The 7,098-nt window shown below is 61.6% G+C and carries 10 protein-coding genes; 7 read left to right on the top strand and 3 right to left on the bottom strand.

Going from position 1 to position 7,098, the window contains the following annotated elements:
* Both MOV61_RS26980 and MOV61_RS26975 read left to right on the top strand, forming a co-directional pair.
* Positions 1-257: DUF1236 domain-containing protein (locus tag MOV61_RS26980; RefSeq protein WP_247138785.1), on the top strand; the 257-nt coding region annotated here is incomplete at its 5' end.
* 157 nt (positions 258-414) lie between these two features.
* On the top strand, positions 415-657 hold the full coding sequence (locus tag MOV61_RS26975; protein WP_007772754.1) for a DUF982 domain-containing protein: 243 nt from the start codon (positions 415-417) through the stop codon (positions 655-657).
* Positions 658-688: 31 nt separating this feature from the next.
* Here the strand turns inward: MOV61_RS26975 and MOV61_RS26970 are convergent, their stop codons facing one another.
* Complete coding sequence (locus MOV61_RS26970; protein ID WP_247138784.1) at positions 689-1,330, bottom strand: ChrR family anti-sigma-E factor; 642 nt, start codon at positions 1,328-1,330, stop codon at positions 689-691.
* 340 nt (positions 1,331-1,670) lie between these two features.
* Here MOV61_RS26970 and MOV61_RS26965 point away from each other — a divergent pair, with 340 nt between their 5' ends.
* The 5 genes from MOV61_RS26965 (at position 1,671) to MOV61_RS26945 (ending at position 5,570) form a co-directional block, all read left to right on the top strand.
* Entirely contained in the window at positions 1,671-2,708 is a 1,038-nt protein-coding gene (locus MOV61_RS26965; protein WP_247138783.1) for a cysteine synthase A, read from the top strand.
* Positions 2,709-2,730: 22 nt separating this feature from the next.
* Positions 2,731-3,468 (top strand): alanyl-tRNA editing protein, encoded by a 738-nt coding sequence (locus tag MOV61_RS26960; RefSeq protein WP_247138782.1) that lies wholly within the window; start codon positions 2,731-2,733, stop codon positions 3,466-3,468.
* 24 nt (positions 3,469-3,492) lie between these two features.
* On the top strand, positions 3,493-4,359 hold the full coding sequence (gene sseA / locus MOV61_RS26955; RefSeq protein WP_247138781.1) for a 3-mercaptopyruvate sulfurtransferase: 867 nt from the start codon (positions 3,493-3,495) through the stop codon (positions 4,357-4,359).
* Between the two features lie 5 nt (positions 4,360-4,364).
* Positions 4,365-4,922, top strand: coding sequence for a GNAT family N-acetyltransferase (locus tag MOV61_RS26950; RefSeq protein WP_247138780.1), 558 nt, complete (start codon positions 4,365-4,367; stop codon positions 4,920-4,922).
* A 144-nt stretch (positions 4,923-5,066) separates the two neighbouring features.
* Positions 5,067-5,570 (top strand): DUF1203 domain-containing protein, encoded by a 504-nt coding sequence (locus tag MOV61_RS26945; protein WP_247138779.1) that lies wholly within the window; start codon positions 5,067-5,069, stop codon positions 5,568-5,570.
* Positions 5,571-5,637: 67 nt separating this feature from the next.
* On the opposite strand, the gene MOV61_RS26940 is transcribed toward MOV61_RS26945, so the two are convergent.
* Together MOV61_RS26940 and MOV61_RS26935 are read right to left on the bottom strand one after the other, a co-directional pair.
* A complete protein-coding gene (locus MOV61_RS26940) occupies positions 5,638-6,324 on the bottom strand; it encodes a PadR family transcriptional regulator (protein ID WP_247138778.1) in 687 nt (228 codons plus the stop codon).
* A gap of 173 nt (positions 6,325-6,497) precedes the next feature.
* Positions 6,498-7,098 (bottom strand): alanine dehydrogenase (locus tag MOV61_RS26935; RefSeq protein WP_408962437.1); only part of this gene is annotated, 601 nt, incomplete at its 5' end.

Raw genomic sequence — 7,098 nt, 5'->3', positions numbered from 1 at the left:
CCGTCGGTGGCGTAGTCGGCGCGGTCGCCGGCACGGCGATCGACCCGCCGCCGGAACGCGTCGTCACCTACGTGCGCCAGCAACCGATACAGCAGTCCGTCGTGGTGCAGGAGCGCGTCGTCGTCGGCCAGCCGATCCCGCAACAGGTCGTCCTCACCCCGATCCCGGAAGCGCCGACCTATGCCTATGCCGTCGTCAACCAGCAGCGCGTCATCGTCGATCCGCGCACCCACACCGTGGTTCAGGTCGTCGAGTAATCGCTTCCGCATTGCTGACCGAAAGCCGTCGTATCGAGAGGTACGGCGGCTTGTTTTTTAGATCATGGCCTGCCCGATCAAAAATTTTTTGAATCCGGCGGAACCAAATGCCGGCTGCATCGTTTTTTAAGGTTGGTATCCAGGGAGGACACGAAAGATGCCGCAGGCAAGTTGGCAAAAACCGGTGCGCGTCGCCTTCGGGCAACTCGGTACTGAGGTCATCAACGGACCGTTTGAGGCGCTTGCGCTTTTGACGGACCGGTGGCCGGACATGCGCGGACCACACTTTGTCAAGGCGCGCAGCGTCTGCCGGGCAGCGCTCGATGGGCGCAGGTCACCGGAAGAAGCGCGCCAGCAATTTGAGGAAGCAGTCAGCGAAGCGCAACTGCATCTTAACTGAACGATGGCCGGCGATCGCCGGCCTTCATGGTTCAGAGACCGATGATATCGCCTAAAAGCCGGAGGGTGGAGCCGGAAAGGGCGATCGGCGCGAACAGCACGGAGAAACACAAGCACGGCCCGCGCTTACCCGCGATCGGCCGATGGTCCAGTGTTTCGTCCGCGACGGAGACGTCACCCTCACCGAAATTGCCGCGATGGTCGTGAAATTCGCCCTCAAGCACCAACGTCAATTCAAGCCCGTGATGGCCGTGCTGCGGGAGCGCCCTTCCCGGCCGTACCCATAAAAAACTCGTCTCGACTTCCTTCGATTTTTCGATGACGTGATGCCGCAGACCCGGCAGTTTCGTTTTCCATTTGATATCGGCGAGATCGGCGCCGACATAAGCCCGTAGCGATGCGGGGAGCTTCGATTTTCCGAAGATCCTGGGCCGATGCTCCGGCGGCGGCGCAGACGCGAAGATTTCGGCCAACCGTCGTTTGGCGTCGGACAATGGCACGGGTGGAGTGACATTCAGGGCATCGCCTGCATACTCCTCCATGATACCGGCCAATTTCGCGGACGGCGAGTGCATTTCCAGATGCGAGCCGACGAGAACATGAGCCGGCTCAGGAAGAGAGCCGGACACGTAATGCGCGATCAGAAGATCCAGCCGTTCGAGGTTCTGCAGCATGTCCAAATGCCAGTTTCATGCAGGAAATCGGGTCAAAGCGCCCTCACTTCATCGCGCAGCGCGGATCCGTATCTGCTTCAACTCTACGTCTATACGTCCGAAGAGAAATTTGGATTACTACTTCCAATATAATAGCGCCGATTTTTTTAACGGCCCGTCGATACATTAGAGGGCGGCGCTCGAGGCGCTCTTTTAGCCGCCGTCGCAACCATAGATCCGGCCGCGAAAAGACGGATTTTACGGGAGCAAACCTTTTCCGGAAACAGAATTTCTTGCCTCCGGGTCCTTGTCCGCCGAAAAGACCCTGTTTACATGTGCGATGAACAAGAAGGCACCCCCGATGACCTCCCATTCCTCCGTCCTTGACGTGATCGGCAACACGCCCCTCATCCGGCTGAACGGCGCTTCCGAAGCGACCGGCTGCGAAATCCTCGGCAAGGCGGAGTTCCTGAACCCCGGCCAATCGGTCAAGGATCGGGCAGCGCTCTACATCATCCGCGACGCTGAAAAGAAGGGGCTCCTGCGCCCCGGCGGCGTCATCGTCGAAGGCACGGCCGGCAATACCGGCATCGGCCTGACCTTGGTCGCCAAGGCACTCGGCTATCGCACCGTCATCGTCATTCCGGAAACTCAGAGCCAGGAAAAGAAGGACGCGCTGAAACTGCTTGGCGCCGAACTGGTCGAAGTTCCCGCCGTCCCTTACAAGAACCCGAACAACTATGTGAAAATCTCCGGACGGCTTGCTGAAGAATTGGCGAAGTCCGAGCCCGCCGGTGCGATCTGGGCCAACCAGTTCGACAACGTCGCCAACCGGGAAGCCCATATCCAGACCACGGCGCCCGAAATCTTCGAACAGACCGGCGGCAAGGTAGACGGCTTTATCTGCGCGGTCGGCTCGGGCGGCACGCTTGCCGGCGTCGCCCTTGGCCTCAAGGCCCGCAACCCGGCAATCAAGATCGGCATCGCCGATCCGGAAGGTGCTGCCCTCTACGAATTCTATGCCCATGGCGAGTTCAAGTCGGAAGGCAACTCGATCACCGAGGGCATCGGCCAGGGCCGCATCACTGCCAATCTCGAAGGTTTCAAGCCGGATTTCGCCTACCAGATCCCGGATGCGGAAGCGCTGCCTTATATCTTCGACCTGGTCGAGCACGAAGGCCTCTGCCTCGGCGGTTCGACCGGCATCAACATTGCCGGCGCCGTTCGCCTCGCCAGGGATCTCGGCCCCGGCCACACGATCGTGACAGTGCTTTGCGACTACGGCAACCGCTATCAGTCCAAGCTTTTCAACCCGGATTTCCTGAAGTCGAAGGGCCTGCCCGTGCCTGCCTGGCTGACGCAGAAGCGGCAGATCGACATTCCCTTCCAGACGGTCTGATACCTTGAAGAACGAGTGATTTATGCCCGCTGAAGCTCTCTACCGCGACGATTTTTATCTATCGACAGCAGAAGCGGTGGTGACGGCCATCCACGAGGACGGAGGCATCGAGCTGCATCGCACCTGTTTCTATGCAACGTCAGGCGGCCAGCCGGGCGATACCGGCTTTCTGGAACGGGCCGACGGCACCAGGATCCAACTCGGCCAGACCAGGCACGGCGCCTCCAAGGATGTCGTCATCCACGTGCCACTCGAAGGTGAGGCGCAGCCGCTGGTCGGCGAAAACCTGGTCATGCATATCGACTGGCAGCGCCGCTACAAGCTGATGCGCATGCACACCGCCTGCCATCTTCTCTCCGTCGTCTGCCAGTATCCGATCACCGGGGCCGCCGTCGGCGAAGAGGAGTCGCGCGTCGATTTCGACATGAGCGACACGATCGACAGACACGAAGTAACGGCCAGGCTGATGGAGCTGGTCGGCCAGAACCATCCCGTCTACGTGCAGTGGATCACCGACGAGGAGCTTGCCTCCAATCCGGGTATCGTCAAGTCGAAGAATGTCCGCCCGCCGATGGGCCTCGGGCGGGTCAGCCTCGTCTGCATAGGCGAAAATTCCAGCGTTGACAGTCAGCCCTGCGGTGGAACACATGTCTCCGAAACGCAGGAGGTCGGGGCGATTCATATCGCCAAGATCGAGAAGAAGGGCAAAGAAAACCGCCGGTTTCGCATCCGGTTCGGCGAGCCCGGCGCAGAGGCCTGATATCGGGCCCAAAGGAGATTTGACATGAGTGAAACCAGCCGTTTCGTCGTTTCGTCCGAGTGGCTTCACAACGAGCTCGGCAATCCCGACCTCAAGATCCTCGACGCCTCCTTCTATCTTCCCGCGCAGAACCGCGACGCGGATGCCGAATACGCCGCCGGACATATTCCGGGCGCCATCCGCTTCGACCACGACAAGGTCGCCGATCACTCGACCGGCCTGCCGCATATGGTGCCGGCGCCGGACGTGTTTGCAGAGGCGGTGGGCCGGATGGGCATCCACGAGAACGACCGGATCGTCATCTATGACGGTCCCGGCATCTTCTCCTCGCCGCGCGGTTGGTGGCTGTTCCGCATCATGGGCGCGCGGCAAGTCTTCGTGCTCGACGGCGGCATCGATGGCTGGAAGGCCGAAGGCCGGCCGCTCGAAACGACCGTCCCCTCGCCCGAACCCGTCATCTTCAGCCCGAATTTCAGGGTGGACAAGGTGATCGACTTCCAGACCATGCTGTCGATCGTCAGCGATGGCACGCGCCAGATCGCCGATGCGCGGCCGGCCGGCCGTTTTGCCGGCACCGACCCTGAGCCACGCGTCGGTATGCGTTCCGGTCATATGCCGGGTGCGGCCAGCCTTCCGTCCGGCACGTTCTCGGTCAACGGCAAGCTGCGTTCGCTGCCCGAGCTGCAAAAGGCGATCGAGGATGCCGGCATCGATTTCGGCCGGCCGGTGGTGACGAGCTGCGGCTCCGGCATCACCGCCGCGATCATCACGCTGGCGCTCGAATCCCTCGGCCATGAAGATAATGCGCTTTACGACGGCTCGTGGACCGAATGGGGCAGCCGCCAGGATACGCCGGTCGTCACCGGCCCGCCCTCGCCGAAAGCGGCGTGATCGCCATGGCGAAGAAGCCAGCTCCGCTGAAAGCCCATGTCACCAGCCTGGAAATGACCGCACCGCCGAAGACAAGCCTGGCGGTGCCGGTCAATATCCAGACGGCGATCATCCGCGCGCCCGAGATCCCGCTTCACTATTACCGCTATCTCTATCGGCAGGTGGGAAAACGTTGGCACTGGTACAAGCGCCTTCGCATGAGCGACGAGGAACTTGCAGCCGCCATCCACAATCCGCGCGCTTCCGTCACGGTGCTCTACGTCAACGGCGCGCCGGCTGGTTTTTTTGAGCTGTTCAAGGAAAGCGACGACGTCATCGAGCTCTCCTATTTCGGACTGTTCGAACGGGCGATCGGGCTCGGCATCGGCAAGTGGTTCCTGCTCCAGGCGCTCTATGCCGCTTGGCAGGACAATCCGCAGAAGGTGACCGTCACCACCAACACGCTCGACCATCCGCGCGCCCTGCAGCTCTACCAGATGATGGGTTTTTCGCCGGTTTCGACCTACGAAGCGCTGGTCCCGCCGATGACGGATGCCGAGCTCCTGAGAGCGCTCGACGGCTGATGTTCAAATTTTCACCCAAGGCGATGCTGATCGCTTTGGTGGTGATGATGCTGACGCATTCATATTCTTGACCGCAGGCAAGTATCGGGTGGCGAGAGGCATTCGACAGGCGCATCTCTTGTGCAACACGCACAGGAGAGCCCGATGACCATTTCCTTCAAAGCCATGCCCGCCGCTGATGCCGAACATCTCTGGAACGGCGGCGCCGACGCCTACGGACGCCAGCCCGAAACGATAACCTCCGACGGCCCCGGTTATCCCTGCCGCCATTGCCTCAAGAATATCGATGCCGGCGGGGAATTGCTGGTTCTTGCCTACCGCCCCTTCCCTGACCTGCAGCCTTATGCGGAAACCGGGCCGATCTTCCTGCACAAGCAGCCCTGCCGGCGTTACGCGGCGGAAGAGGTCCTGCCGCCCATGCTGGCGAGCACCGATTATATCGTCCGTGGCTACGGACGGGACGACCGCATCGTCTATGGCAGCGGCGCCGTGACGCCGACCGAGAGGATCACCGCGCGTGCCGAGGAACTGTTGGCCCGCGACGACATCGCCTATGTGCATGTCCGCTCGGCCCGCAACAATTGCTACCAGTGCCGGATCGACAAGGTCGAGGTGCGGGCGTTCGCGGACGCTGCTCTCGCAATCTGAAGCGCGAAAGCGCGCCGTTCCATCGAAGCGGCGCGCCATCATGTTCGTTCTGAAGCCCTCTTAGGCTTCAATTCTGGGTATTGTCGCCCTGCTCGTCGTCGCGTTCAAGGTTCTCGGCGAAATCGAGCAGCAGCCTGACGATCTCGCCGCCCTTCTTTTCGTCACCCTCAAGCTTGCGGGCAATCACCTCGCGAAGGTTGAGCATGGCTGCATCGACGCTGCGCGGCAACGACGGACCGGTCTCGCGGCCGCGCTCGTGGCGTTCCTGCCGCTGTTTGATGCGCTCGGCGAGCTGCGACAGCCGATCGAGGATCGTCGCGGCAAAGCTGCGGTTCTCGTCGAGATACTTGCGGCCTTCGTCGGTGATCGCATAGCGCTTCTTGTTGCCGTCCGCCTCGGCGACCACATAGCCGGCCTCCTCGAGATAGGTCAGCGTCGGGTAGATGACGCCGGGGCTCGGCGCATAAAAGCCGTAGGTGAGATCCTCGATATGCTTGATGATCTCGTAGCCGTGGCGCGGCTCCTTCTCGATCAACGCCAATACGACGAGGCGCAGGTCGCCCTGCATCAGGAAGCGGCCGATACGGCCATCACCGTCATCGCCGAAACCGCGGCCGCCGCCGGGACCGCCCCGGCCGCCGCGTCCAAATCCCCCGCTAAACGGGCCGCCGCGGGCGGCGAACATTTCCTCGAAACCCTTGCGGTCGCCACGCTCGCCGCAGCCATGTCTTCCATCGAACCTGTGTTTGAACATTTCTTGTCTCCTCAGACTGTCTTTCGATATATCTAAAGATAGCCACTCAGGAGATTTCGTCAACAACTAAGATATATCTAAATCATATCGTATTGATCTTAAACATAGAAAAACGCCGGACGCGAAGCGCCCGGCGTCTCTCCAGCCCCTAACTGATGGCTTAGTCGCCCCGCTTACGCGACGCTGAGCAGGCTTTCCGGCGCGAACGCCTCATAGCCGAGCGCTTCCGCGACCGGCTTGTTGGTGACGCGGCCTCTATGAACGTTGAGGCCGTTGCGCAGGTGCCTGTCTTCGGCGATCGCCCGCAGGCCGCGGTCGGCCAGCGCCAGCCCGTGCTGCAGCGTCGCATTGTTCAGCGCATGCGCCGAGGTCACAGGCACGGCACCCGGCATGTTGGCTACGCAATAATGGACGATGCCGTCAACCTCGTAGGTCGGCTCGGAATGAGTCGTCGCATGGGAGGTCTCGAAGCAGCCGCCCTGGTCGATCGCGACGTCGACCATGACTGCGCCCTGCTTCATGCCCGAGAGCATTTCGCGGCTGACCAGTTTTGGCGCGGCAGCGCCCGGAATGAGGACGGCACCGATGATCAGGTCCGCGGAGAAGACTTCCTCTTCCACCGCGTCGATCGTCGAATAACGGGTGTGGACGCGGCCGTTGAAGATATCGTCGAGCTGGCGAAGCCGCGGCAGCGACCGGTCGATGATCGAGACGTCGGCGCCGAGGCCCGCAGCCATCCGGGCCGCATGCAGCCCGACGACACCGCCGCCGATG

Source organism: Neorhizobium sp. BETTINA12A (assembly GCF_023006485.1).
Lineage (GTDB): Bacteria > Pseudomonadota > Alphaproteobacteria > Rhizobiales > Rhizobiaceae > Neorhizobium.
The sequence above is the reverse complement of the archived record's forward strand: the minus strand, read 5'-3'. Positions and strand labels throughout refer to the sequence as shown.